The organism is Methylomonas stagni (assembly GCF_050154735.1).
GTDB lineage: Bacteria > Pseudomonadota > Gammaproteobacteria > Methylococcales > Methylomonadaceae > Methylomonas > Methylomonas koyamae_A.
The window spans coordinates 4,258,503-4,282,333 of the sequence record NZ_CP189557.1; the positions used below are offsets into that span (position 1 = coordinate 4,258,503).

General features: G+C 55.7%; 24 protein-coding genes. 19 read left to right on the forward strand and 5 right to left on the reverse strand.

Annotated elements, in window-relative coordinates; genetic code table 11:
* Nucleotides 1–20 precede the first annotated feature (20 nt).
* From ACP4CD_RS19705 to ACP4CD_RS19755, 11 genes are all read left to right on the forward strand, one after another.
* Nucleotides 21–1,004 (forward strand): calcium/sodium antiporter, encoded by a 984-nt coding sequence (locus tag ACP4CD_RS19705; RefSeq protein WP_168028137.1) that lies wholly within the window; start codon nucleotides 21–23, stop codon nucleotides 1,002–1,004.
* Between the two features lie 2 nt (nucleotides 1,005–1,006).
* Entirely contained in the window at nucleotides 1,007–3,685 is a 2,679-nt protein-coding gene (locus ACP4CD_RS19710; RefSeq protein WP_426992233.1) for an MMPL family transporter, read from the forward strand.
* A 70-nt stretch (nucleotides 3,686–3,755) separates the two neighbouring features.
* Complete coding sequence (motA, locus tag ACP4CD_RS19715; protein ID WP_064030896.1) at nucleotides 3,756–4,601, forward strand: flagellar motor stator protein MotA; 846 nt, start codon at nucleotides 3,756–3,758, stop codon at nucleotides 4,599–4,601.
* 13 nt (nucleotides 4,602–4,614) lie between these two features.
* Nucleotides 4,615–5,412, forward strand: coding sequence for a flagellar motor protein MotB (gene motB / locus ACP4CD_RS19720; RefSeq protein ID WP_426992234.1), 798 nt, complete (start codon nucleotides 4,615–4,617; stop codon nucleotides 5,410–5,412).
* A complete protein-coding gene (locus ACP4CD_RS19725) occupies nucleotides 5,409–5,549 on the forward strand; it encodes a hypothetical protein (protein WP_426992235.1) in 141 nt (46 codons plus the stop codon). Before motB ends, ACP4CD_RS19725 begins: the two co-directional genes overlap by 4 nt.
* Nucleotides 5,550–5,787: 238 nt before the next feature.
* Complete coding sequence (locus ACP4CD_RS19730) at nucleotides 5,788–6,543, forward strand: hypothetical protein (protein WP_426992237.1); 756 nt, start codon at nucleotides 5,788–5,790, stop codon at nucleotides 6,541–6,543.
* Between the two features lie 360 nt (nucleotides 6,544–6,903).
* Nucleotides 6,904–7,653: a TIGR04255 family protein gene (locus ACP4CD_RS19735; protein WP_281021512.1), complete on the forward strand. Its 750-nt coding sequence runs from the start codon at nucleotides 6,904–6,906 to the stop codon at nucleotides 7,651–7,653.
* A complete protein-coding gene (locus ACP4CD_RS19740; protein ID WP_426992238.1) occupies nucleotides 7,646–7,990 on the forward strand; it encodes a hypothetical protein in 345 nt (114 codons plus the stop codon). Before ACP4CD_RS19735 ends, ACP4CD_RS19740 begins: the two co-directional genes overlap by 8 nt.
* Before the next feature lie 7 nt (nucleotides 7,991–7,997).
* Nucleotides 7,998–8,612, forward strand: a complete 615-nt coding sequence (locus ACP4CD_RS19745) for a hypothetical protein (protein WP_281021510.1) — start codon at nucleotides 7,998–8,000, stop codon at nucleotides 8,610–8,612.
* A gap of 740 nt (nucleotides 8,613–9,352) precedes the next feature.
* The gene (locus ACP4CD_RS19750; RefSeq protein WP_426992239.1) at nucleotides 9,353–9,670 is read left to right on the forward strand and encodes a hypothetical protein; all 318 of its coding nucleotides are present in this window, start codon (nucleotides 9,353–9,355) and stop codon (nucleotides 9,668–9,670) included.
* Nucleotides 9,671–9,791: 121 nt separating this feature from the next.
* The gene (locus ACP4CD_RS19755) at nucleotides 9,792–10,268 is read left to right on the forward strand and encodes a NifB/NifX family molybdenum-iron cluster-binding protein (RefSeq protein WP_426992240.1); all 477 of its coding nucleotides are present in this window, start codon (nucleotides 9,792–9,794) and stop codon (nucleotides 10,266–10,268) included.
* Between the two features lie 90 nt (nucleotides 10,269–10,358).
* Here the strand turns inward: ACP4CD_RS19755 and ACP4CD_RS19760 are convergent, their stop codons facing one another.
* Nucleotides 10,359–10,835 (reverse strand): hypothetical protein, encoded by a 477-nt coding sequence (locus tag ACP4CD_RS19760; protein WP_139306274.1) that lies wholly within the window; start codon nucleotides 10,833–10,835, stop codon nucleotides 10,359–10,361.
* 151 nt (nucleotides 10,836–10,986) lie between these two features.
* Here ACP4CD_RS19760 and ACP4CD_RS19765 point away from each other — a divergent pair, with 151 nt between their 5' ends.
* Nucleotides 10,987–11,316: a hypothetical protein gene (locus ACP4CD_RS19765; RefSeq protein ID WP_217631690.1), complete on the forward strand. Its 330-nt coding sequence runs from the start codon at nucleotides 10,987–10,989 to the stop codon at nucleotides 11,314–11,316.
* Between the two features lie 42 nt (nucleotides 11,317–11,358).
* Here ACP4CD_RS19765 and ACP4CD_RS19770 read toward each other — a convergent pair whose 3' ends face one another.
* Both ACP4CD_RS19770 and ACP4CD_RS19775 read right to left on the reverse strand, forming a co-directional pair.
* The gene (locus ACP4CD_RS19770) at nucleotides 11,359–14,457 is read right to left on the reverse strand and encodes an efflux RND transporter permease subunit (protein ID WP_426992241.1); all 3,099 of its coding nucleotides are present in this window, start codon (nucleotides 14,455–14,457) and stop codon (nucleotides 11,359–11,361) included.
* Between the two features lie 139 nt (nucleotides 14,458–14,596).
* Nucleotides 14,597–15,280, reverse strand: a complete 684-nt coding sequence (locus ACP4CD_RS19775; RefSeq protein WP_426992242.1) for a hypothetical protein — start codon at nucleotides 15,278–15,280, stop codon at nucleotides 14,597–14,599.
* A gap of 547 nt (nucleotides 15,281–15,827) precedes the next feature.
* Here ACP4CD_RS19775 and ACP4CD_RS19780 point away from each other — a divergent pair.
* The 6 genes from ACP4CD_RS19780 to ACP4CD_RS19805 all read left to right on the forward strand — a co-directional run bounded on the left by ACP4CD_RS19780 (nucleotide 15,828) and on the right by ACP4CD_RS19805 (nucleotide 21,440).
* Nucleotides 15,828–16,031 (forward strand): hypothetical protein, encoded by a 204-nt coding sequence (locus ACP4CD_RS19780; RefSeq protein ID WP_064023976.1) that lies wholly within the window; start codon nucleotides 15,828–15,830, stop codon nucleotides 16,029–16,031.
* Between the two features lie 427 nt (nucleotides 16,032–16,458).
* Nucleotides 16,459–17,178, forward strand: a complete 720-nt coding sequence (locus tag ACP4CD_RS19785) for a pentapeptide repeat-containing protein (protein ID WP_426992243.1) — start codon at nucleotides 16,459–16,461, stop codon at nucleotides 17,176–17,178.
* A gap of 167 nt (nucleotides 17,179–17,345) precedes the next feature.
* Complete coding sequence (gene hemC, locus ACP4CD_RS19790) at nucleotides 17,346–18,272, forward strand: hydroxymethylbilane synthase (protein WP_064023975.1); 927 nt, start codon at nucleotides 17,346–17,348, stop codon at nucleotides 18,270–18,272.
* A complete protein-coding gene (locus tag ACP4CD_RS19795) occupies nucleotides 18,269–19,051 on the forward strand; it encodes a uroporphyrinogen-III synthase (RefSeq protein WP_426992244.1) in 783 nt (260 codons plus the stop codon). Before hemC ends, ACP4CD_RS19795 begins: the two co-directional genes overlap by 4 nt.
* Entirely contained in the window at nucleotides 19,035–20,204 is a 1,170-nt protein-coding gene (locus tag ACP4CD_RS19800; protein ID WP_426992246.1) for a uroporphyrinogen-III C-methyltransferase, read from the forward strand. The genes ACP4CD_RS19795 and ACP4CD_RS19800 overlap by 17 nt, the downstream gene beginning before the upstream one ends.
* Nucleotides 20,205–20,216: 12 nt before the next feature.
* Entirely contained in the window at nucleotides 20,217–21,440 is a 1,224-nt protein-coding gene (locus tag ACP4CD_RS19805) for a heme biosynthesis HemY N-terminal domain-containing protein (RefSeq protein ID WP_426992247.1), read from the forward strand.
* Nucleotides 21,441–21,459: 19 nt separating this feature from the next.
* Here the strand turns inward: ACP4CD_RS19805 and ACP4CD_RS19810 are convergent, their stop codons facing one another.
* Both ACP4CD_RS19810 and ACP4CD_RS19815 read right to left on the reverse strand, forming a co-directional pair.
* Nucleotides 21,460–22,596 (reverse strand): SpoIIE family protein phosphatase, encoded by a 1,137-nt coding sequence (locus tag ACP4CD_RS19810; protein ID WP_396642711.1) that lies wholly within the window; start codon nucleotides 22,594–22,596, stop codon nucleotides 21,460–21,462.
* Nucleotides 22,597–22,632: 36 nt separating this feature from the next.
* Nucleotides 22,633–22,794, reverse strand: a complete 162-nt coding sequence (locus ACP4CD_RS19815; protein ID WP_426992250.1) for a hypothetical protein — start codon at nucleotides 22,792–22,794, stop codon at nucleotides 22,633–22,635.
* A 605-nt stretch (nucleotides 22,795–23,399) separates the two neighbouring features.
* On the opposite strand from ACP4CD_RS19815, the gene ACP4CD_RS19820 reads away from it, so the two are divergent.
* Nucleotides 23,400–23,804, forward strand: coding sequence for a very short patch repair endonuclease (locus ACP4CD_RS19820; RefSeq protein ID WP_426992251.1), 405 nt, complete (start codon nucleotides 23,400–23,402; stop codon nucleotides 23,802–23,804).
* Nucleotides 23,805–23,831: the final 27 nt, after the last annotated feature.

Consider the following 23,831-nt stretch of genomic DNA (forward strand, 5'->3'; position numbering starts at 1 on the left):
TTGCTTTATAAGGGTAGTTTATGGCTTTGCCGTTGTTGATGATAGTCATCGGGCTGATCGTATTGGTCTGGAGCGCCGATTTGTTCGTGGAAGGCGCGGCGGCGCTGGCGAGGTTTTGGGGAATGTCGCCGTTGCTGATCGGCATGGTCGTCATCGGCTTCGGCACCTCGGCGCCGGAACTGAGCGTGTCGGCCTTGTCGGCCTTGCAAGGCAATCCGGGCATCGCGCTGGGTAACGCTTACGGTTCCAACATCACCAACATTGCGTTGATTTTGGGCGTTACCGCGTTGATCAGTCCCATTGTGGTTCAGTCGCAAATCATCAAGAAGGAATTGCCGATTCTGTTCGGCGTGACCTTGTTTGCGTTCGGCCAGCTATACGACGGCGACATGTCGCGTAGCGACGCCTTCCTGGAATTGGCGGTATTCGCGGCGGTGATGGGCTGGATGGTGTGGCAAAGCGCCAAGGACCCATCCCGGCAGGCCGATGTGTTGGAAAGCGAAATCGAAGACGAGTTGGACGAACACCGGATGTCGTTTGCTCAAGCCATGATTTGGTTGGTCAGCGGTTTGATTTTGTTGGTGATCAGTTCGCGCTTGCTGGTGTGGGGCGCGGTGTCGATCGCCCACGATTTGGGCGTCAGCGATTTGATTATCGGTCTGACCATCGTCGCGGTCGGCACTTCGCTGCCGGAGTTGGCCTCGTCTATCGTCGCGGCTCGCAAGGGCGAGCACGACCTGGCGGTCGGCAACATCATAGGGTCCAACTTGTTCAATACCCTGGCCGTGGTCGGCTTGGCCGGCGCGATTCATCCGATGGCGATTCCGGTCGAAATCGTCAATCGCGATTGGCCGGTCATGGCTTTGCTAACGTTGTCGCTGTTCGCGCTCGGCTACGCCGGCAAACGCGGCTCGGGTCGTATCAACCGGGTCGAGGGCGGCTTGTTGCTGGCCGTTTACGTCGGTTATACCTTGTACCTGATCGAAACCGTGGTGAGCGCTTGAATATGAACTGGGAACAAGGTTTGCGCAACGCGGTGTTCCGCTGGGGCAATTGGCTGATGTATTCGCCGGGGCTGCTGTTGACGGTGGCGGTGCTGTTGGCCTATTGCGCGATCGAATACACCAGCACGCATTTGAGCGTGAATACCGATACCGCCGAGTTGATCGCGCCGGAATCGCGGTTTCAGCAAAATCGTCGCAATTTCGAGAAGGCCTTCGGACAGGAAATCCATACGATGCTGCTGGTGGTCGAGTCCTCCAGCCCGGAATTGACCAAGGCCGCCGCCGCGCGTTTGGCGCGTCAGTTGCGGTCCGACACCGAGCATTTCACCAAGGTTTACCGGCCCGACGAAAACGCGTTTTTCCAACGCAACGGCTTGCTCTATCTGGATACCGACAAGCTGCAGGATTTTTCGGTGACCTTGGCCCAGGCCCAGCCCTTCATCGGCCGTATTTCCGCCGATCCCAGCCTGACCGGGTTTTTCTCGATTTTCGAGGACGCGCTGAACGCCGAAACCAAAACCGAGGAAGTGCCCATCGACCTGATTTCATTGATCGACAAGGTCAGCAACTCTCTGCACAAGACGCTGAACGGCGAAACCGACCTGCTGTCCTGGCAAAAATTGATCGCCGAAAACAATATTAGCGAAGAGCAGTCGGACAAGGCCTTCATCTTCGTTACGCCTAAATTCGATTTCAGCCAGATTCTGCCGGTCGAGCCGGCCATCAACACGATACGCCGGGCGGTAGACAAGATCCAGGACCCCAATCTACCCAAGGTCAAGGTTTGGATCACCGGCGAAGTCGGCCTGGAACACGACGAAATGGCCGGCATGAGCGAAGGCACGTTCACGGCCAGCATCTTCTCGGTGGTGTTGGTGTGCGGCATCTTGCTGGTGGCTTACCGCTCCTGGCTGCTGATGTTGGCGACGCTGGCGACGCTGGCCTTGGGCATGGTATTTTGCGGATTGTTCGCGTCGGTCGCGGTCAAGCAACTGAACCTGATTTCGGTGGCCTTCGCGGTGTCGAATATCGGCTTGGGCGTTGAATACGCGATCCATTTCTGCCTGCGCTACCGCGACAATCTGGACCTGCACGGCAAGGACAAGACCCAGGCGATACGCTCGGCGCTGCTGGCGACCAGTCCGTCGCTGATGCTGTGCGCCGGCACGACCTCGATCGGTTTGTACGCCTTTATTCCGACCGACTACCAAGGCATCTCGGAATTGGGTTTGTTGGCCGGTACCAGTTTGTTCATCTGTTTGTTCGTGACGCTGACGGTCTTGCCGGTATTGCTGAAAGTCATTCCGGCGCCGCCGTTCCACGATCTGCACGGCGAACAACCCGGCGCCTCCAAGCTGTCCGCCAGCTTGGCAACCTTTACGCTGCATTACGCCAAGCCTATCGCGTTCGCGACGCTGGTTCTGGCGGCGGCCGCGATTTATTTCGTCTTCCAGGTGCAGACCGATTTCAATCCCTTGAATTTGCGCGACCCGAATACCGAATCGGTCATTGCCTTTAAGGATTTGATGAAGGAGCGCGATACCTCGCCGATGACGCTGACCGTGCTGGCCAAGAACGAAGCCGAGGCCCGCGACATGCAAAAGAAATTGACCGCGCTGAAAACCGTCGACAAGACCGTTAGTCTGTTCGATTTCGTGCCGGAGGATCAGGACGATAAATTGGCGATCATCGACGACATGATGCTGACCTTGGGGCCGCAAAGTCAATCTTTTCCGCAATTGAAAGTCGGCTCCGATCCGCTGCAGGCCATCAAGCGAATGATTGCGGCGATCGACGCCAATTTGCCGAAGAAGACCAAACCCGCCGAAATCGAGTCGCTAAAAACCTTTAAAAGCGAGTTGCAAGACGTGTTGGTCGAGCTGGATGCCCGCTTGCAGCCCGATCGCGGCGTGTTTATCGAAAAAATTCAGACATCGCTGCTCGGGACCTTGCCGACCGTGATGAACCAGTTGCTGACCGGCTTTCACGCCGAATCGGTGACGATGGCCAGCATTCCGCCGGAAATCGGCGAACGCTGGCTGAGCAAGGACGGGCTGTACCGGATCCAGATTTTTCCTAAGGAAGACTTGAACGATCTCGACGCTTTGCAAACCTTTATCACCGACGTGCAGGCCGTCGCGCCCGACGCCACCGACCTGCCGGTGATGTATTGGGAGTCGATGAAGGCCGTTATCGCTTCGTTCCAGGAAGCCATCATCATCGCATTGACCGCCATCGCGTTGCTGCTATTGTTTATTCGGCGCAGCATCGTCGATACGCTGCTGGTCATGGCGCCGCTGGTCTTGGCCGGCTTGTTCACGATGGCGACCACCGTGTTTACCGGCACGCCGATCAACTTCGCCAATATCATCGCGCTGCCTTTATTAATGGGCTTGGGTGTCGATAACGGAATACACATGGTCGAGAAACTGCACCACTCCTTGTCCGAGGAGCAAAACATTTATCAGTCCAGTACCGCCCGCGGCATGTTCTACGGTGCGTTGACGACGATTTCCAGCTTCATCGGTCTGGCGTTTTCGCCGCATCAAGGCATCGCCAGCATGGGCTTGGTCATCACGATAGGCATTTTTTGGATCATGACCTGCACCTTCGTGGTGTTGCCGGCCCTCAGCAAATTGGTGTTGAAACCGGTCGAACCGCTGCCGGCGCCATCGGTTTAGCGGGGCGAGGCCAACGCGTAGCCGGCAAAATCCATCGCTTGAATGTTCTAGTTAACTTTTAGGGGCAACAATGTTCGTAATCATTGGTTATGTAATCATCCTGGGCTGCGTACTGGGTGGTTTCTTGATGGCCGGCGGACATCTCGGGGTGCTGTGGCAGCCGGTCGAGGTGTTGATCATCGTCGGTTCGGCGTTTGGCGCCTTCCTGGCCAGCAACTCGCTGACGGTCAGCAAGGCGGCCATGGCCGGCGGTACCGCCACCTTGAAGGGCAGCACCTATACCAAGGAATATTACATGGAGCTGCTGATGAGCTTTAACGCGCTGAGTCAAAAAGCCCGTAAGGAAGGCTTGTTATCCCTGGAAAAAGTGGTGGACGATCCGGAAGGCAGCTCGATCTTCGGCGAAAAAATCGTCCACGACCATCATTTGATGGAATTCATTTGCGACAAACTGCGCTTGATCCTGACCGGCGTCGACGTCAATCAGCTCGAGGACATCATGGATGCCGAGATCGAAGTCCATCATGCCGAAGGCAACGAACCGATCAAGGCCGTCCAAAAAGTCGGCGACGGCATGCCGGCCTTCGGTATCGTCGCGGCGGTGATGGGGGTGGTGCATACGATGGAGTCGGTCGGTATTCCGCCGGCCGAGCTGGGTAAATTGATCGCGGCGGCCTTGGTCGGTACCTTTCTCGGTATCTTGGTGTCTTACGGCTTTATCGGCCCGGTGGCGTCGGTGATGGAAGCGCGCCTGGAAGAAGAGAGCAATGCCTACAAATGCACCCAGAAGGGCTTGCTGAATTGCGCGAAAGGTACGTCGCCGGCCATGACCGTCGAATTTATGCGGACCACGATTCCGCATCACTCTCGGCCCGACTTTGCCGAACTCGAAGCGGCCTTGAAAGCCGGCAAGTAAAGGGTAATCCGCGATGGCCGAACAACCGATAATCATCAAGAAGGTCAAGAAAGGCGGTCACGGCGGCCACCACGGCGGCGCTTGGAAAATCGCCTATGCCGACTTCGTGACGGCGATGATGGCGTTTTTCTTGTTGATGTGGTTGCTGGGTTCGACCGACGAAGCCACCAAGAAAGGGATTTCCGAGTATTTCCAAAACCCGTTCGGCGTGGCGATGAGCGGTTCCGGCGTCGGCGACCGCGCCAACATCATTAAGGCCGGCGGCTCGGATTTGGCCTCCAAGGATGTCGGTCAGGTTCACATGGGCGAGGACAAGCCGCCACCGCCGGCGCCACCTTCGCCCGAGGACATCGAAAAACTGGCCGAGGAACAGGAAAAGCAAAAGCTGGAAAAATTGCAGGAAAAAATCGAATCCATGCTGGATGCCAACGCCAAACTGGCCGAATACAAGGATCAAATCAAACTGGAAACCACGCCGGAAGGCCTGAAAATCCAGATCATCGATGCCCAAAACCGGCCGATGTTCAAGCTGGCCAGTTCCGGGATTGAAACCTATGCTCAGGCCATCCTGCGCGAATTGGCGCCGGTGATCAACGAACTGCCCAATAAGGTGACGATCAACGGTCACACCGACGCGTTGCCGTTTCCCAGCAACCGGAGCGGCTATTCCAACTGGGAGCTGTCCAGCGACCGGGCCAACGTGGCGCGCCGGGAGCTGACCCAAGGGGGTTGGGCGAGGAGAAGGTACTGCGGGTGGTGGGGCTGGCATCGAGTATTTCCTACAACGTGCAAGACCCGACCGACCCGATGAACCGGCGTATTTCGATCATCGTTATGAACAAGAAGACCGAAAACCAGGTGCTGCACGACGGAGCGGAGGACCTGCCGGCCTTGCAAAATGTATCTCCGGCGATACAGCAAAATACCAAGATCGGGCCGACTTCCTGACGGCCGAACGGATTTTCGTCTCGGAGTATGAAAAGAGGGGCGGAGCGACTTCAGCCGCGATCGAAGACGTTCCGGCACCGGAACGGTATATTGCCAAACGGATTTTTAGAGCCGCCGTTATGACGCCGCCGCATTGTCCCGGAAAATGAAGCTTCGTGCCGAAGAACAACACCCAATTTCGACAAAGCGTCGTTCCCGTCCTGACTTTCCACGCGAAATCCGGCTGAAGTAGGTCGCAATGCAATGGCTCAAAGCTCTGGCCTGCCAAGCCGCCGCACTCGTCCTGACCGCTTCGTTAAATCGCTACTGGCCGCAACCGCTAGGCTGGCTGTTACTGATCCAGGCCGCCGCCGCCGGAGTATTCTCTCGTCTGCTTCGCCAACCCAAGTGGTGGCTGCCTATCCATTTGGTCTTCCTGCCGGCGCTGGTACTCGCTACGACTCTACAATTGTCGCCGGTCTGGTACTTGGCCGGATTTTTGGTCACGCTGCTGGTGTTTTGGGGGACGTTTCGCGGCGACGTGCCGTTGTTCTTGTCCTCGCCGGCCGTGGCGCTGGCGCTGGCGGACATTGCAAAAACAGAGGGGGCGAAAACCTGCGTCGAAATCGGCGCGGGCGTCGGTAGCGTCGCGCTGCCGCTGGCGCGGCAGTGTCCCAAACTGAGGATTGCCGCCTGGGAGCGAGCGCCACTGCCCTGGCTGCTGGCCCGCTGGCGCTGTCGCGGTCAAGCCAATGTCGCGGTCCAACGTTGCAACCTCTGGCAGCAGTCCTTGGCCGAATACGACTTGGGTTACGCCTTTCTGTCTCCGGCCGTGATGATCCAAATCGGCGGCAAAGTCCGCGCCGAAATGCGCCCCGGCAGCCTGTTCGTTTCCTCGTCGTTCCCGATTCCGGATTGGCCGCCTGAAACCGTCGTCGAACTCTCCGATCCCCGCCGCACCCGCCTATACTGCTACCGCCTGCCCGAGCTTGGTGGACCGGGAGGAGTAACATAAACGGTGAGTTACGCCGATGACGTTTTAGAGCCGCGCTGAATTTTGGGGATGGCGGGTTTCGGCCCATTGCGGTCAGTCGCTCCATCTGGTGTAATGTCTTTGCTTTGATCTTTACCGGCCATTGCTAACTCGTGGCAATGATATACGGATAGATAAAAACATACACAGATTTAATCGATATTATATAGAAGTAAATTTGGTGGTATATCTACGATTAAATATTTAATTCCTTGTATTGCTTGTATGTCTGCAGGCACGAAACAGTTTGCCTTTCTCTGTGAAGGTAGCATCTGGGCATAGTAATTAATTAAGCTATTCATTGCCGTTTAAATTCAAAAAACACATATACTTAGCGTAAATATGGCCAACAGACTTCCAAAGCGACTTTGCAAAGAACCACTATTGGACGCCCTTTTTGAGTGTCGTTTTATTACTCATTTTCCCGTGTCCAGTATACTGCCTGGAATTCTGTTTTCGGAATTTGAAGGAGAAAAGCAATTAGAACGGCTTCCACAGTTCGAAATACCAGAAGCGTTACGAAACAGCGATCCAAATTTACAATATGTTCCACTCGTCCGTATTCGTTTAGATAATTATAGTTTTTTAATTGGTGATCGCAGTATAGCTGTTTCTTGCAACTTGCCATATAAAGGATGGAATGATTTTAAGCCAACAATTATTAAATTGATTGGTATTTTAAAGAAAAGTAGATTAATTGACAAGGTTGTACGCTATTCGACCAAATATGTTGATCTTATAGAATCTGATGACTTCGCTGATCAAGTTAGTTTAGCTAATTTATCGTTGAGAATTGGAAGTCATAACTTAACTAAGGAGCCTTATCAAGTGCGAATGGAAATTTCCGTTGAGGGGTTCATCAACATCCTACAGATTATTTCTGGAGCGAAAGTGCTTATGCCAAACAACTCTGAACGTCACGGTGTTGTGATTGATATTGATACTATAAAGGACACTGGCGGCATTTCCGTTGAACAGCTTGAGGTAGATTTGGATAACGCACTTGAGCATATTCATCGGATAAACAAAGAGACATTTTTCGATTGCATTACTGAACAGACTATCGCGCGACTGGAGCCAGAATATGAATAAATACCATACTGCACAGACATCCCGAACATTTGGCACGGTTGTGATAGCAGGAATATTGGCCGGCACCTTCTTGCCTTCCGATTGCAATAGTGAGCCATCCTCAAGTGCATTAAATTTCACGAATAGCAATAATTATGCTTTTGTTCTGCTTGGAACATCTCCAACGCATGAACCAAACAAGAATATTTTGACCAGACAATACGCGGCATCAGAGGAAACAATATTTGAAGTTGCTATTACTGGTTTTTATGAGGAGCTTTCTTCAAATCAAGAAGCTCTAGGCCATGAATTTGAGCGGGTTTTATTTGATAATTTATGGGACTTGTATCAAAGCTAACTTATTTATGGGTATTACTTTAGAGAACATTAACGATCACATCCCATATTATTTGACTCAGGAAGCAAAAAATGGCCTTGTTAAAGCACTTAAAGATTTTCCTGAGAAAATTAATTATTACACGACAAAATGCCAAGATGAATTATTGCAAGGCGATGGCTGGAACGGTCTTGATATAATTAATCTAGAAAGCGGTGATCGGAAGTCAATAAGAGGAATTATTCTTAGCAACAGTTGCGATATTAGTCCGGAAAATCCAAGAGAGGTTCCGGCGCGCATGATATTTGCCCCCATCATTCCTCTTTCTCTATATGAAAATTTGCTGACTAGGAACGGAATTGATGTAGAGAAAGTTTCAACGAAAATTAGCTCAATTAAACTACAACGAGTGACTTCGTTGTTCTATCTTCCCAAAGGAGGATGTTTGGAGTCAGATCATATTGCTGTGCTAGATGACTTGCACACATTGCCCGTACAACTTTTCTGCAAAAAAACAGATAGAAAAAAACAATTTACCCTTAGTCAGGCTGGGTTTTACTTATTTCTGTTTAAGCTGTCTATACATTTCTGCAGATTTCATGAAAACGTATTTCGTGATTATGATCAGCAACAGGCATCCTAGAATACTCATGGCTAATGGGGCTTATGTAACCTTAATCGGTCATTCAAAAAAATAGGTCATTGACAGCTTTTGGCCGATCAAGCCTTACCTTTTCCTCGCCCTGAGACTGTCAAACGGCGTACCGCATTGTGTTTCGCTGGGCGAACCGAATATCGGTCATAATTTGTGTCGGCTAAACCGGATTGCATGGTTCTCGGCTAGTTTCCGCTTGCAAGGCGCGGTTTATTGCTGCGCGAGGGTCCGCGCTTACGTTGCCCGCTCGGAGCACCGCTATTCGGACGTTTATCGTTGCGGGCCGAATTAGTGGCCTTGCGATAGAGGTTCCCGCGCTGCGAATTCCGCGAAGTGGGAAACCGTGCGAACTTGAACGCTTGTTATCGCGGGGAGTCCGGAGTCGCCGATTGGGGGGATGGGGCGGTCCGGCAATTGCCGGACGCAACGGACAAACTCCGCCGCCGCGATGCGGGTTTTGCTCCCTCTGCTGTCTATCCTCTGCCTGGGCGATCGGTACTTCGGCACCTCCGGCCGCATTTCAAAACGGGTGGCGACTCAGGACTCACCCGCCACTGTAACCATTCAAACATCGCGCTCGCGGCCGGCTCTTGTTTGTTACAAACACAACAAACAAATACAATCTTTTTGTCGTTAAATCAATTGCTTATAAAGTGGTGTAAAATATGAATTAAGCACGTTATGCAAAAATAATGTTGTGTTCGCTTGCTTATCAATTGTCGGTATTTATGTCTGAAATCATTCTGTTCCCCGTTCCGGACAGGCAACAAAAATCGGAGCTCGATGCGGTTATCGACGATGCGCTAAAGGCCATTCCGAAGAACGACAGAGAGAAACTGAGATTTGAATTGATTAAAACGATAGACGGCTTCGATACCTTTTTCACCGAATGGTCCTTGAGTCTGCCTGAAGATAGCCATGAAACGCTGAGAAAACAAATCTACGATATTGCGCATCAGGAACACGATCGAAAAATGCGTATGCTGAAAGAAATTATGCGATTGAAGATTAAAGTGCTGGTCGCGGAATATCGCCAGCGAAAGTAATCCGGTGGTTTTTGGTAATTTCGCCTGTTATTTTGGAGGCGATTTCCGGCGCTAATTATCGTCGATAGCCGGATATTAACTTAATCGTTTTCGAGTCAAAATAGTCTTTGAGGAGTGTTATATGAGTCAACTTGCCGAAGTAAATTGTGTTGCGGATCTTGAAGTCGAAGCCGATAAGCTGCTGGTGGCGTTTGCAAGCTCGGATGGGGAAATTATCAATCAGCATTTCGGCTCGTCGTCTGGGTTTCACGTGTACGGTATCGATGCCGATAGCGCGACCCCGTTGGCGGCTAAATCATTTGGCAAGGAGCTACGCGACGGTAACGAAGACAAGCTGAAACCGAAACTGGCTTGGTTGAACGGCTGCGATTTGGTCTACTGCGGCTCGGTTGGCGGCTCCGCGACCAACGAGTTGATCAAATTGGGCGCGCATCCAGTCATCGTTAAAGGCGGGCCGGATATTGAAGAAGTAGTGACCGAGATACAAAAAGAATTGGCCGGTACCTTGTCTCCGCTGCTGGAGCGCATTTTTAAACAAAAATCCGGTAAAGATCAGGGCCGTTTTGACGAGATGGCGGACGAAGAATGGGATGAATAAAACGACGTCCGGTCATTTGAATTAAATGCCTTTCGAACTTCTAATATTTGCCACGCTTTCGAGTTGATCGCTAGCGTGGCAACGCTGAATTTATTCAATATCTCCCGCCAGAGCGGCGTCCACCGCTCGCAAAATATAATCATTGTCGCGAATATGCCGGGCAAGCTCTATGATTTCTTCATAGGCATAATGGTGTAAATTGAAACTGATTCGGTCGATTTGCTTGTCGTCAATAAAAATGTCCAGTATCAAAAGCGCCGACGTGTCGTGCGGGTGAGCGTTATCGAGCACCTTGACGCTGGATACGATTTTCATGTGTTCATCGATTGGGTTGATATATCGCAACGACGATAAATGTTCGATTTGTACCGGGCTTAATTCGTTATGACTGTTGCTCATGAGGCGGAAATAATGGCTGGCTCTATGGATTTGGAGATATTGCAAAAGCAAAGCCCATGCCATGTCTTTTGGGTTTGTCCGTCGCCCAAAACCCCGCGTGCCCGGATACAAGCGTTCCGGGCGGTTGTGTCCGCGTATCGACGGTGCCGAACTTGCATCTTTAGGCAATCCCTGTAAAGTTGGCGACGCTGAAATCGTTTCGATTTCAAGCGGGTACGCGCGTTGGGTTTAGACGGCCATTCTCCGGACTACCCGTCTTATAGCGGTTGCGCGCGACCGAAAAATTATAATAACAACAGCAACCGAGAGGTTTGGATTCATGAGTTTGGAAACCAAGTTCAGCAATGCGCAGTTGCGGCGCATCAATTTACAATCGATTCTCTATCTGTGTTCCTGTCCGTCGCAAGTCGGCGTGCAGATCGACAGCCTGCGCAAGCTGTACGAATATCAAGCCGATTGCGCCGAGCGCGGCCGTAGCGAATTGCAAAGCCAAGTGCACGAACGCATCGCCGAGGCCACGTTGGCCGCGCATCGGATCATGGAGGATTGCCTGCAGGATGTGTTGAGCCTGGAGGGCTGGGACCCGCTGACGCTGGAAATGCCGGAAGGCTTGCGGACCCTGCTGGAACAGGAAATCGACGGCGGTTGAGGGTGCGAGAATGACCGCGCCGGTCCGCCGTCGGCCAAACCGTCAAACCTGCGGCTCGAATTCCACCGAAAAGCGGCCGTAGCGTTGCAGGATCGCCGGCATCAACAGTAAATTCAATAGCGTCGATGACGCCAGGCCGCCGATGATGATCGCTGCCATCGGTCCCATGATTTCCCGGCCCGGGTTGTCGCTGTCGAAGGCAATCGGCAACATTGCCAGCGCGGTGACCAGCGCCGTCATCAAAATCGCCGGCAGGCGCTCCTGGGCGCCGCGGACCAGGGTCGCCTGATTCCAAACCTGGCCTTCGAATTCGATCAAATGCCGGTAATGCGAAATCAGCATGATGCAGTTGCGCACGGTGATGCCGAATAAGGTAACGAAGCCGACGAAGGAGCCGACCGACAGGGTGGCGTCGGTGACGACGACGGCCGCGACGCCGCCCAACAGCGCGAAGGGTAGATTCAGCAAGGTCAGCAGCATGTGGCGCAGGCTGCCCAGGGCGATGTACACGAAAATCAGCACGCCGACGCCTGCCAGCAAGGCATGCACGAGCAAGGACTCGCGCGCTTCGGCCTGCTCCATCGCCGCGCCGACGAATTGCGGATGGGCGCTGCCGGTCCAGGCGATTTCGCTGTTGACCCGGCGTTTCAGTTCGGCGACAAACTCGTCCATGTCTCTATCCTCAACCTTGCAAGTCACGGTCTGTATACGCTGCGCGCCTTGATGCAGAATGTTGTACCGACCTTCGCCGTGGCGGATGTCGGCGATGTCGCCGAGCAACACCCGCTGGCTGTCGGCGTTTTTCAACGGCAGTTGCCCCAGGAATTCCGGGTCGTTGCGCTTTTCCGGCGGCAAGGTCACCGCTACGTTAAAGATGCGGTTGCCCTGGATGTGCTTGCCGACGATGCGGCCTTCGTAAGCGGTTTGCAGGGTCGTCATGACTTGTGCGGGGCTGATGCCGCGAAACTTCAGACGCTCGCCGTCGAGTTGGATTTGCAGTGTGGCGGTGGCCGGCGGCGAGCGCATCTGAATGTCGGCGGCGCCGGGGATGCCGGCGATCAAGGATGCCAATTGTCGGGCCTTGCCGTCGAGTTCGTTCAAGTCGTTACCGTACAGATTCACGACCACCGGTGCGGTGTAACCGGAAATGGTTTCGTCGACCCGCTCGGTTAAAAAGGTGTTGGCTTCGAAGCCGATGCCGGGAAATTGTTCCAGCACGTCGCGCAGGCTGTCCAAAACCCGTTGTTGGTCGCGGCCGGACAGCGGTTTCAATCGCACTTCGTATTCGCTGTAATGGCTACCGTAGGTGTCGGCGCCGCGTTCGGCCCGGCCCGCCCACTGCGACACCGACTCGACGCCTTCGATGTCGGCGAATTGTTCGCTCAATAAGGCGCCCACCCGCAATGATTCCTGCAACGAAGTGCCCGGCGCGCTGGCGGTATGGACGATGAAGTGACCTTCGCGCAATTCCGGCAGAAATTGATGATCCAACTGTAAAAACGCCGCCAGACCGGCCGCGCAAGCGATCAGGCCGATGCCGGCCACGGCGTTGAAATGGCGAGTGGTCCACAGCAAATGTTTGGCGTACCAGGGTTTCAGGCGCTTGATCAACGGCGGCTCGGCGGTGTCCGGCAGGCGCCGCCGCAGCAGCAGGTGGCAGAGCGCCGGGGTCAGGGTTAGCGCCACCAGCAGCGACATCATGATCGCCAGAATGTAGGACACGCCCAACGGCGCGAACAAACGGCCGCTGACGCCAGCCAGGGTTAGCAGCGGAACGAACACCAGCGCGACGATGAAGCTGGCGTAAACCACCGAACCGCGCACTTCCAGCGACGCTTGGTAGATCACTTCGTCGCTGGGGTCGGGGTGAATCTTCAGGCGGTTTTCGCGCAGGCGCCGGAAGATGTTTTCGGTGTCGATGATGGCGTCGTCGACGACTTCGCCCAACGCAATGGCCAGCCCGCCCAGCACCATAATGTTTAAATTCACGCCGCAAGTCAGCAAGACCAGGGCGGCGGTCAGCAAGGACAACGGAATCGCGGTAGCGGCGATCAGCGCGCTGCGCAAATCGAACAAAAAGCCGTACAGCACCAACAACACGAAGGCGCCGCCGAGCAACAAATGGCCGGCCAGATTGTGCAGCGAGGTTTCTATGTAGTCGGCCGGCCGGAACAGATGGGCGTGGAAGGCGATGGCTTGTTGCTCGAACAGCGGTTGAAACTCCTCGAGCACCGTTTCGACTTGCCGCGACACCGATAAAGTGTTGGCGCCGTACTGGCCGATGATCATCATCACGATGGCCGGCTGGCCCTGGATTTGCGCGGCACCGATCGCCGGGGCGGGCGCATAGCCGACCTCGGCGACATCGCCGAGCAAAATGTTGCTGCCGTTCAAACGCTTGACCACCAACTGTTCGAATTGGTGCGGATTGCTCGGTTGGCCGCTGAGCTGCAGCGAAAAGCGCTGATTGCCGTTGTCGATGAAGCCGGCGCCGCTGATTTCGCTGGCGCTAGCGGCGGCGGTGACCACTTCGTCGACCGACAAGTTGTAACGCTGCAAGGCCGCCGGCAGCAGCTGGATTTGCAATTGCTGAATGTCGCCGCCGAACACGTTGACGTCGGCGACGCCGGGTACCGCCAGCAGGCGCGGCACCAAGGTCCAATCCACCAGGCTGCGCAATTCCAGCAACGATTTGCCGCCGGCCCGCAAGCCTATCGTCATCACGGTGGCCGACGATGACGACAGCGGCAGCGGAATCGGCGTACCGACTCCGGCCGGCAGTCGCTGAGCGATGCCGGTCAGCCGCTCGCCGACCAACTGCCGGTTGCGGTACACGTCGCTGCTTTCCTCGAAGGTAGCGGTGACGATGGACAGGCCTTGTATCGATTGCGAGCGCAAGTTTTTCAGGCCGATCAGGCCGCTAACGGCCTGTTCGATCTGCTGGCTGACCAACACTTCCACTTGCTCGGCGGCCAGGCCAGGCGCTTCGGTTTGGATGATGACTTGCTTTGGCGCGAACTCCGGAAAAATGTCCAGGCCGGCATTGGCGAAGCGATAGCCGCCGTAGCCGAATAGCAGCAGGGCCAGCGCGATGACGATGCCGGAATAGCGGATGGAAAAACGGACCAGGAGTGCGAGCATGTTTGAGCGGCGGTTGGCGAATCGGCTATTTTGCCTGTCCGATCGAATTTGGTCCACGCCAGCCGCGCGTAATCGCTGACCGGCGCGGTGGCTTGTTCCGAGCTAAATGGATCGTTCAGCGGGAAACCGCTCGAAAACGCTAGGCGGCCCGGCGCGATTTGGTGTTAACCGCGCCGATGCCAAGTAGCGCCGAGCCCATTAACCAGATCGCGCCGGGCAACGGCACCGTGCCGATGCCGCCGTTATCGATAGGCGTGGCCGGGTCGCAGTATTTGACGAAAAATTCGGCACCCGCGAATAGATAGTCCCGGCTGCCGGTGTCCATGACGCCCAACGTCGCGCTGAAGGTGTTGGCCCCGCTCAACGACAAAAAGTCGGTAATGTCCAATTCCAGGTATTGTTTCAAACCGCCCACTTCAACCCAGTCGGCGCTGATCGGCTCGCCGTTGATCGAGGTGATGGCGGCATATTCGCGCGTGTCCAGTAGACCGGAATTGAACAACAACGCGTCCGCGACCAATCGGGTATCGTCGCGCAGCCAGACCCGCAAGCGGGCGCGTTCGATATAGACGGTATCGAGCCGATAATCGAAATTCAAGCTTAGATTGTCGTTATCGGGGTTGTCGTCGGCCACAGAAATCAACGTGCCGTGCTTACCGCCGAACAGGGTTTGAGTCAGTTCCAGAACGTCGCAAGGGAACACTTGGTCGCAGCCGAACGGATCGAAACCTTGCTCGACGACCCCTGAAATAGGAGAGGCCAGGATTGGCGATGCGGTTAGTGTCGACGAGAGTAGCAGCGCGGCGGCGCTTAATGTCTTCATGGGTATCCTTGCAAAATGGACGGAAAAAGTGCGACTCGTCAGGCGCCGGGTTTGCGTTCCGAGTCGTGCGTTCCGATAGTTTAGAAGAGACTGGGCGGATGTATAACAACCGGGTGCCGTTGAGGGGCCGGGCGTTAAGTCGGTCCCTCGTGCGCGGCCTGCACGGCAAGGCCGGTCAAGCAGGCTCGGAATCGAGGGATCTTATTTTTTGCGCGACCAAACGGAGGGGGTTAAAAATGGCTGGTGTTGAAATCGCCGCGAGCCATCGTTTTACGTGATGCCGGCTCTAAGAGGCCGCCCGCGCTCCCCAGGTATTGAGCCGGAGGGGTTTTAGCCGAAAGGCTCGGTGGCCGTTCGGAGAAAGTGCCGAAAATACGACAGTTTGTCAGTGAAAAATCAGACAGCGTAAACAATGTGGGCGACCGTAGACTGTCAGCGTGGGAGGAATCCCGATCGCGAGCGCTAAGCCTCGCGACGGAGGCGGCAAGGATGGGAACCTCGCCACGCCGGCGGAGCCTTAGAAAATAACAATTCGGAGGATGCAATCATGTCAACCTTAACGTCATTTCGGCAAAACGATATTTCCCATGCCGCTTTTTTGGACGCGTTGAGCGGCGAATTCATCGCGCGCACCGGTTGCGGCGTTTACGTTTACCTCAATCCGCAGGACATACACCGCCTGTTCGACGACTACCGCCAGCACGGCGCCTCGATACGCGACATGGTCAGGCCTTGGATACGCGGAGCTTAGCGGATTTGCAGGCCGCAATCGCCGCGCGAAGCGGGTTTAAGCCGCTTTATGCGATGAAGGTCGTTGGAAATGCCGAGGCTGTGCCGGTGTCGGAGCGCTATCGATCGTGGTTAAAGCCCCGCTTGCGCCGTTGACTTCCATTCGCCGGGCGATACAGCGGTTTCAGGATTGCTAGCCGACTGGTATTGGCCGGTTACAGCTTTCGCGGCCGAGCGGAACGCTCGGGTCAATGCCCAATCTATGGCCTGCGAATCCATCGCGGCCGGCGCGATGCTTTGGGGTTCGCGAAGGCTGGCTGCCCGAAAGTAGGTTTGGGCGGCGCCGAGATGCGGTCAAAGGCGATACGGGGATTTTTCCCTTGCCAGTGGTCCTGGCGCTTGTTAGGGTTGGCTGGCCCGAATGGCGGGCGTTCGGAACAGGTGGGCATATGACGGTTGGGGTCTGGCGTGTCGCGCTTGCGGCGGTCGCTTGTTCGGTGTTTATCCCCGACTTGGCGGTCGCCGCCGAGATGACGCGCGAGCAAGTGGCGGCCGAGATTTCCGGCGCTACGCAGCGTCCGAAATTGACAGGCAAGGATTTGTCGGGACTGGATTTGTCCGGCTTGGATTTTCGCGGCGCGGATTTATTTTCCGCCAATCTGGACGCTTGCCGCTTGGATGGCGCGAACTTGGCGAATACCAATTTAAACCGCGCGCAGTTGCGCGGAGCGAGCTTGCGCCAAGCGACGTTGGTTGGAGCCAGCCTTTACGCGGTGGTGTTGGACGGTGCCGACTTAAGCGGCGCCGATCTGAGCGGCAGCCGTATCATCGGTTTGTTGAACGGCGTAAATCTGAGCGGTGCGCTGCTGAGGCGTGCCAATTTGGGCGCGGATATGGCGAATCAGGGCATGGCACCGGCTCGGGTCGAAATGAACAACGCCAAACTGCGCGGCGCGGACCTCAGCGATGCCAACCTGATGCACGGGATTTTGAGCTACGCGCAATTCCAAGGCGCCAATTTACGCCGGGCCAATCTGCGCTGGGCCGATTTAGGGGGCGCCAATCTGAGCGACGCCGACGTCGACGGCGCCGATTTCCGTAACGCCAATTTCGACGGCACCAGCCTGCGCGGCGTCAAGGGCGCCGGTTCCGCGGCGGGCATGGACTAACGCGTCCCGCGCTCGCTTACATTCCTCTCGACGCTCTCCGGCGGCACGTTTGCTCGTGTTCCGGAAAGCAACTTCTAAAGACCTTCCCGTTCGAATCGGATTACAATAGCGGCTATTTACGTTTAACCCCGGTATCGCCCAGCCGATGCCGATAGTCAGGAGCGCAATTGGCCGACAGAATCATTCGTATCGCGACTCGACAAAGTCCGCTGGCTTTGTGGCAGGCGGAACATGTCGCGGCCCGGCTCCAACAAGCGTTTCCCGGATTGCGTACCGAATTGGTCAAGATGGTGACGCGCGGCGACAAAATTCTCGACGCGCCGTTGGCCAAAGTGGGCGGCAAGGGCTTGTTCGTCAAGGAATTGGAGCAAGGGATGCTGGACGGCGCGGCCGACATAGCGGTGCATTCGATGAAGGATGTACCGGTGGAATTTCCCGAAGGGCTGCATCTCGCCGTGATTTTGGAGCGGGAGGACCCCACCGACGCCTTTGTTTCCAATCGCTACCGCGATTTGGCCGAATTACCGGCCGACGCTCGCATCGGCACTTCCAGCCTGCGTCGCCAATGCCAAATCAAGGAAAAATTCCCGAAGGCCGAGATTCTCAGCCTGCGCGGCAACGTCAACACCCGGCTGGCTAAACTCGATGCCGGCGAATACGACGCGATCATTCTGGCGTCGGCCGGCCTGAAACGCTTAGGATTGGCTGAACGGATCACGGCGCCGCTGACGCCGGAGCAAAGTCTGCCGGCGATGGGGCAAGGCGCGATAGGCATCGAGTGCCGCAGCGACGATGTCGAAATACACGACTATTTAAAAGTCCTTCACGACGAGACCACCAGCATCCGGGTCACCGCCGAGCGGGCGATGAATGCCCGTTTGAATGGCGGCTGCCAAGTACCTATCGCCGGGTTTGCCGAAATTCGCGGCGAAAGCCTGGCGCTGCGCGGTTTGGTCGGCAGTCCGGACGGTTCGGTGCTTTACCGTGCCGAAGCCGAAAGCGGTTTGGCGGACGCCACGGCGCTGGGCGAACGAGTCGCCGACGCATTGCTGGCGCAGGGCGCGGACCGAATTCTACGCGAGCTGTATCAGTGACGCCGGGTTTGCGCGGCGCTCGAATCTTGGTCACCCGGCCGACCGCGCAAGCCCAGCGTTTATGCGGTTTGATCGAAAGCGCCGGCGGACAGGCCGTCCGATTCCCGGTCCTGGAAATAGTCGCCGAGGCGTTGGCCGAGCCAAGTCTGCAATTGGCTGCCGCTAGCGACTGGCTGATTTTTACCAGTACGAATGCTGTGGATTTTGCTATCGCCGCGTTCGGTGGCAAAATGCCCGGCTTGCATCGGCCGAGGATTGCCGCGGTGGGCGAGGCGACTGCCGGGGCTTTGCGCGCGGCGGGATGGCGCGTCGACTGCGTGCCGACCTGCGATTTCAGCAGCGAGGGCTTATTGGCCGAGGCGCCGATGCAGGCGGTCGCCGAGCAGCGATGTGTGATCGTGCGCGGAGTCGGCGGTCGCGAAAAACTGGCCGAGGCATTGCGCGCTCGCGGTGCCGACGTGGCGTATTTGGAGGTTTATCGGCGGGTCAGACCCGCTACCGATACGACGGAACTCATGGCGGCGTTGGCGGCGGGCCGCTTGAGCGCCACAACGATGACCAGCCTGGAAGCCTTGGAGAATCTGCTGGTCATGTTGGACGAAACCTCGGTGGCGGCGTTGCGGGCCTTGCCGTTGGTAGTGGTCAGCGAAAGGATAGGCGCGGCCGCGACGGAACTCGGATTTTCCAGCGTGGCGGTGTGTCGGCAACCGGCCGACGCGGCGATTTTAGAGACCTTGACGACGATATTGAACGGGGAAAACAGTGGCGGAAGTAACTGAAGAACAACAACAAGAAAATCAAACCCCCACCGTGGTGGTAAAAAAGTCTCTCGCCGGGTTGTGGATAGGTATCGTCGCGATTCTATTGGTGATTGGCTTGGCGGCGGCCGGCTTTTATTTCTTTCAGCAATTGCGGGCCAGCCAGGACACCGAAAACAATCAGGACAATCTGAAACTGATTGAAGTCGATAAGGAAATCAACGGTTTGCAGGATCAGTTGTCCGGCCTGCAGTCGCAGCTCGCCAATCTGAACGCCGAAATGACCGGCAAGGACAATCACTTTACTCAAACGCTGACCGATTTCTCGAAACTCCATGAGGAAAGGCTGGAAACCGCCCGCAAGGAACTGGAAGCTTCGATTCAAGTTTTGCAGCGGCAATTGGGTAAGACGCGCGGCGACTGGTTGTTGGCCGACGCCGAATACTTGCTGACCGTCGCCAACCAGCGTCTGCATCTGGTCGGCGACGTCCACACTACTCGCGAAGCGCTGGAAGCCGCCGACCAACGTTTGCGGGAAAGCGGCGACGCGGCGGTTTTCAAAGTACGCGAGCAAATCGCCAAGGAACTGGCGCTGCTGAATAGCGCGACAGTGCCGGACATTGTCGGCATTTACGCCGGTATCCAGCACTTGCAGGACGCGGTCGAAGGTCTGTCGGTATTTTTGCCGCATGCCGGCAAGCAGCCGGAAAAAGCCGAGCCGAATAATGACTTGTCCGAAAACGGTCATGAAATTCTCCAGCAAGTCGCCAAGCAATTGGAAGGTTATGTCGTGTTACGCCATACCGAGCAACCGGTCAACGCCATCCTGACGCCCGAGGAAGCGCATTTTCTCAAGCAGCAGTTGAAGGTCCGGCTGGAAATGATCGAAATCGCCTTGGTTCAGCAGAACGACACCTTGTTCGCCAGTAGCATCGCCGACGCCAAGCAATGGCTGAAGAAAAACTTTGCCGAGGGCCAAAAGACCGAGCAATTCGTCGCCGAATTGGACAAACTCGCCGCCGTGCAAATCCGCAGCCAATATCCGGACGTTTCCGGCTCGTTGAAACTGCTGAAAGACATCGGCAAGCTGCGCCTGGAAACCGACAAGGCTATTATCACCGGCGCGCCCGCCGAACCGGCCGCCCAACCCGCCTCCGGCAACGCTCAGCCATAAGCGAGTACAGTCATGAAGAATCTGATGTATTTTCTCGGTTCGCTGCTGACCGCCGTTCTGGTCGCGTTTTTATTGCATAGCTGGCTGGCCGAGCATAACGATCCGGGTTACGTGCTGATCGGCTTTGGGCATTGGTCGTTGGAAACCTCGCTGACCGTGTTTACCGTCGGCCAGGTCCTGGGTTTTTTCGTGTTGTACAGCCTGTTCCGGCTGTTGGGCGTGCTCGTTCGGATGCCGGCGCAGATTAGCAAACGTCGGCGGACGATTCGCTTCAATCGCTCGCAAGAGGCGCTGGTCGCCGGTTTGGTCGACGCGGCCGACGGCAATTGGGAAAGCGCCGAAAAAGTCTTGATCAAGCACGCCGCGCACAGCGGCGCGCCGCTGCTGCACTATCTGACCGCGGCGCGGGCAGCGCATTCGCGCGGGGCGATGGATAAACGCGACGAATATCTGAAGAAAGCCGCCGAGCAATCGGCCGACAGCGATTTGATCGTCGGCCTGACCCAGGCGGAACTACATTTGTCGGAGAAACAATTCGAGCAAGCCCTACAAGCGTTGGGTAAGCTGCATTCGATCAATCCCGGTCACGCCAGGGTGTTGAAAATGATGCATCAGGCCTATCAGCATTTGGGCGATTGGGAAGGCTTGAGCAAACTGTTGCCGACCTTGCAACAGCACAAAATCTTGATGGAAGCCGAAGTCAAATTGTTGGAAACCGAAACCTACAGTCGCCTGTTGAAGCAGGCCGCCGCCAGCAACGACGAACCCGCGATCGCCGCCTGTTGGGCCGACGTACCCAACCACATCAAAGTCGTGCCGGGTATCGCCAATATCTATTTCGCGGCGATGATCGCCGTCGGCGCCGGCGTTCGCGTCGAAGACGCCATCATGGCGCAACTCGCCAAGCATTGGGATGAAACCCTGCTGGCCCTGTACGCAACGGTGGATACTGGTGACGACGCCAAGCAATTGCAAGGTGTCGAGCAATGGCTGGCGGTTTATCCGAACAGCGCGGTATTGTTCCAAGTGCTGGGCCGATTGGCGCTGAAAGCCGGGCAGATGGAAAAGGCCGAGCAGTATCTATTGAAAAGCCTGCATATCGAGGCCAGCGTGGCCGCTTACCAGTTGCTCGGCGAAGTGTTTTTCGCCAAGGGCGACAAGGATCAGGCTTGCGACTACTTCAAACGCGGTATCGAACTGGCCGCCAACGAAATGATCAGGGGCTTGAACGCCTGACGGCCAATCGGCCTCGGCGTTATCCGCAGTTAATCGTCATACAGGAAATGTCGTCGGCGACATTGCGGTCGCCGATATGCGCGGTCAACGCTTGCGTCAATTCGGCCACCCGGCGCGCCGGCGGCGCGGCGGCGGCAATTTCCAGCAGCCTTTCCCGGCCGAAGGGCTGACCCTCGCCGTTTTCGGCGGCAATCAAACCGTCCGAATACATCAACAATTGGCAGCTTTGCGGCCAATGCCAGACTTCGCAGCGGTCGCTGAATTCCCTGTCGTTGACGGTTCCGGCCGGCGGGTGGCGCGACTCGAAGCGGAACAACGGTTGGCCGTCGCCGTCCAGCGCCAGTAAGTCAGGCAATCCGCCGTTCCACAATTCGATAGAATTCCGCTGGCTGTCGACGATGCCGACCGCGATGGCAACGGTGTGTCCCGGCGGCATTTGCACACCCAGCAAGCGGTTGATTTCCCGAATAATCACGGTAATCGACAAGCCTTTCTTGGTCATCGATTGAAAAGCCTGATGAATGATCACGGTGGGCAGCGCCGCCGCCAAGCCTTCGCCGCAAGCGTCGGCCAGCAGAAAATAGATTTGGCCGCTACTGATGCGCCGCGCCGACAGCAGATCGCCGCTGAAACGCTGGGCCGGCATCAGCCACACCGCCAGGCTGCGGTCGTTCAGATCGTTTTGGCGGGTCATGCGCTCGATCAAACCCTGCAAAAACTGCTGTTCGGCTTCGTTTTGGTCGCGATAGGCCTGCAGTTGCCGGCTGTCTTCGACGATGCGCTTTTGCATCGCCACCGAGCGTTGCGCCGACAGCAGTTTGGCGCTGAGCACCGCTTGGTTGAAGGGTTTGGGCAAATAGTCGTCGGCGCCGGCCTGCAGGCCATTGACCACATCGTTGATTTCGGCCAGCGCGCTGATCGCGAAGATCGGCACCCAACGGTCGGTCGCCTCGGCGCGGATAGCCCGGATCGCATCCAGGCCGTTCATTCGGGGCATCATGATGTCCATCAAGATCAGGTCGGGCGCTTCGCGCCTGAACACCTCAACCGCTTGTTCGCCATCCTCGGCCAACACCACTTGGTGCTGCATCCTGGCCAGCAGTTTTTGCAGCAAGATACGGTTTTCCGGAACGTCGTCGGCGACCAGGATTTTCATCGGCGGTGGGCTTGGCGGTAAAGCGGGAAGTCTAGCTTAAACGAACCAGCGATCCCACATCCCATCGACCTTTTTAATCACATCTTCATCCTGTAGCCGGCCCAGAAAAATTGAACAGCCGCTTAATTTTACTTTGTCGGATTTAAGCAACGCCGTCATGCCCGCCGGGATGCGGCCATCCAGTGCCATGGATGGCAAGCTTCGATCCGTCCGTGGGGTCTGGATTTCGGCAATCCCTGCCGAAATGACGAGCACTACCGAGAATCTGACAAAGTAAAATTAAGCGAAAAACTTTGCGACTTTTGAACGTCCGCCCGGACCGCGCCACGGCGCGGAAAACGTCCAAAAAACCGAGAAGAAAGCAATCACCGGCCTTCGAAGCCGGCGTGGCGTTCGGGACTTGGCCGGCGATAAAATTCCGGCCCAATGAACTCAGGCATTCGAGGTTGATTAGTATCGGATGGTCGGTAGACAAAAGCCGTGAAGCGAGCGGGTGGCCGAGGTATGCGGAAAGTCCGCCAAGTCCGAATCGCTGACGGGCGGTCTGCAAGCCCTACCCGCGAAAATCGGTCAACTCATGTGGGGATGTCTATTCCAATTCAAATCAGCCACCGGTTCCGATTCAAACCCTGCCATCGATTCCGATACATTACATCAGGATTGAATGGCCGCTTCTGGACTTGGCAAATTGGCGCAATCGCTTAGCATTGCTTAAAGGAGATGACTATAATTTGGCGTCAAACGGGAGTTAAATCGATTTTTGTTAATGATTCTTAGCCACCTAACTTAGCCGCGTAATTATTTTGGACATAATTACCAAAGAAAAACGCGGCGAAATCATGAGCAAGGTTCGGAGCAAAAACACCTCTCCGGAACTTGCCGTGCGCAAATTGACTTTCTCCCTCGGCTATCGATATCTCCTGCACGCCAAAAACCTGCCCGGCAAGCCGGACTTAGTTTTTCCGAGCCGTAAGAAGGTTATCTTTGTGCATGGCTGTTTTTGGCATGGTCACGATTGCAAACGCGGGACCGTACCGGCGACGAACAAAGAATTTTGGCTTCCGAAGCTGGAAAAGAATAAAGTACGCGATGCAGAAACGTTCGGCAGACTCGATAGCATGGGTTGGAAGGTTTTGGTTATTTGGCAATGCCAACTGAAAGACAAAGATGCTTTAAAAACAACAATAATCAATTTTTTAAATACTTAGTCGTCGGCGCGACGCGCTATTGTTAAG